The following is a 2,028-nucleotide window of genomic DNA, read 5'->3' on the forward strand; positions in this document are numbered from 1 at the left end:
GAAGCCCCTGACCTTCTTCGCCGCGGCGGCGGTGCTGACCAATCCGTGGGCGGGGCGCGGCTTCGTCGAGGACCTGAAGCCCGAGATCCGCGAGATCGCGCCCAAGCTCGGCCAGATGCTGACGGCCATGATCATCGAGATGGCAGGTTCGGGCGAGGCGGTGGAAGGCTATGGCAAGGCGGCGGTGGTGGGCACCGATGGCGAGGTCGAGCATGCCTCGGCCCTCATCCACACGCTGCGCTTCGGCAACCATTTCAGGAAGGCGGTGGGGGCGAAGAGCTATCTCGCCTTCACCAACACCCGCGGCCCCGCCAATGCGCCGATCATGATCCCGCTGATGCACAAGGCCGACGAAGGCATGCGCTCGCATTACCTCACCATCCAGTTCGCCATTCCCGATGCGCCGGCCGCCAACGAGATCGTGGTGGCGCTCGGTGCCTCGATCGGCGGCCGGCCGCATCACCGCATCGGCGACCGCTACCAGGACCTCAAGGAGCTGGGCGACACGACCAATGCCTGAGCTCCAGCCCCGCAGCAGCCTCGGCGGCATCGCCTATCTCGAGAAGGGGCAGGGCGAGCCGCTGCTGCTGATCCATGGCGTGGGGCTCAACGCCGAGGCCTGGGGGCCGCAGATCGCGGCGCTGTCCGACACGCACCGCGTCATCGCGCTCGACATGCCGGGCCATGGCGGCAGTGCCGCCCCGGGCGCGGAGCTTGCCGACTACGTGGCGCAGGCCGCGGCCCTGCTCGACCAGCTTCACATCGCGAAGGCCAATGTGGTCGGCCACTCGATGGGCGGCCTCGTCGCCATCGGGCTGGCGCTGCAGCATCCCGATCGCGTGCTGCGGCTCGGCGTGCTCAACTCCGTCTACGAGCGCAGCGCGCAGGCGCGCAGCGCGGTGGAGGCGCGGGCCGCCGAGATCGCGCGGAGCGGCGACTGCGGCGATATCGAGCAGCCGATCCGGCGCTGGCTGGGTGCGGGCGAGACGCCGCTGCATGCCGCGCTGCGCGGCTGGCTCTCGGCCATGGATCCTGCGGCCTATGCGCAGGCCTACCGCATCTTCGCCTCCGGCGACCGGCTGTTCTCGGGCAGGCTCGGCGGGCTCGCCATGCCGGCCCTCTTCGCCACCGGCGCGGAGGATCCCAATTCGACGCCGGAGATGGCCCGTGCCATGGCCGCCGCCGCGCCGCGCGGGCGGGCCGCGGTGCTCGACGGCCAGCGCCACATGATGAACCTCGTCGCCGCGGAGGCCACAACGCGGCTGATCCGCGACCTGCTGAGCCAGCCTCTCGAGGCCTGCGACACCAAGAGCCTGCGCAGCGCCTTCGGCAGCTTCATGACCGGCGTCACCGTGGTGACGACGGTGGATGCGACGGGCGAGCCGCGCGGCTTCACCGCCAATTCCTTCACCTCGGTGTCGCTCGATCCGCCGCTCCTGCTGGTGTGCATCGCCAAGGCGGCCGCCAGTGCGGCGGTGTTCGCCGCGGCGCCGGGCTTTGCCGTCAACATCCTCGGCGAGGACCAGAAGGAGGTCTCCGGCATCTTCGCCTCGAAGCGGCCGGACAAGTTCGCCGGCGTCGACTGGGCCGCCTCGGCGAACGGCCAGCCGCTGATCGCCGGCTCGCTCGCCTGGTTCGACTGCGCCAGGCGCGAGGTGATCGACGCGGGCGACCACGTCATCCTGATGGGCGCCATCCGCGGCTTCGCCTCGCGCGAGGCCAATCCGCTGGGCTATGCGCGCGGCGGCTACGTGAGCCTGGGGCTCGAGCAGGCGGCGGTGAATGCCGCCTCGAAGAGCCACACGGTGGTGGGCGCCATCATCGAATGCCGGGGCGGCCTCCTCGCCGAGCGCGACGCCGCGACCGGGCAGATGCGGCTTCCGGAGGTGGGGCGCTCGGGTGCGTCCGGCACCGCCTCGCTGCTCAGCGCCGAACTCAGGCGCAAGGGGATCGACGCGGAGCTGGCCTTCCTGTTCGCGGTGTTCGAGAACCCCGAGACGCATGTCCAGTCGATCTATTATCGCGGCG

Annotated in this window: 2 protein-coding genes; both read left to right on the forward strand. The window is 71.0% G+C overall.

All coding sequences use genetic code 11. The features are described 5' to 3' along the window. Window positions 1-520 (forward strand): amino acid synthesis family protein (locus ACE3TA_RS22520; protein WP_374576567.1); only part of this gene is annotated, 520 nt, incomplete at its 5' end. Next, a partial coding sequence (locus tag ACE3TA_RS22525) for an alpha/beta fold hydrolase (RefSeq protein WP_374576568.1) occupies window positions 513-2,028 on the forward strand: 1,516 nt, incomplete at its 3' end. The genes ACE3TA_RS22520 and ACE3TA_RS22525, both read left to right, overlap by 8 nt.

The sequence above is a fragment of the Phenylobacterium sp. genome (assembly GCF_041916435.1).
In the GTDB taxonomy this organism is placed as follows: domain Bacteria; phylum Pseudomonadota; class Alphaproteobacteria; order Caulobacterales; family Caulobacteraceae; genus Phenylobacterium.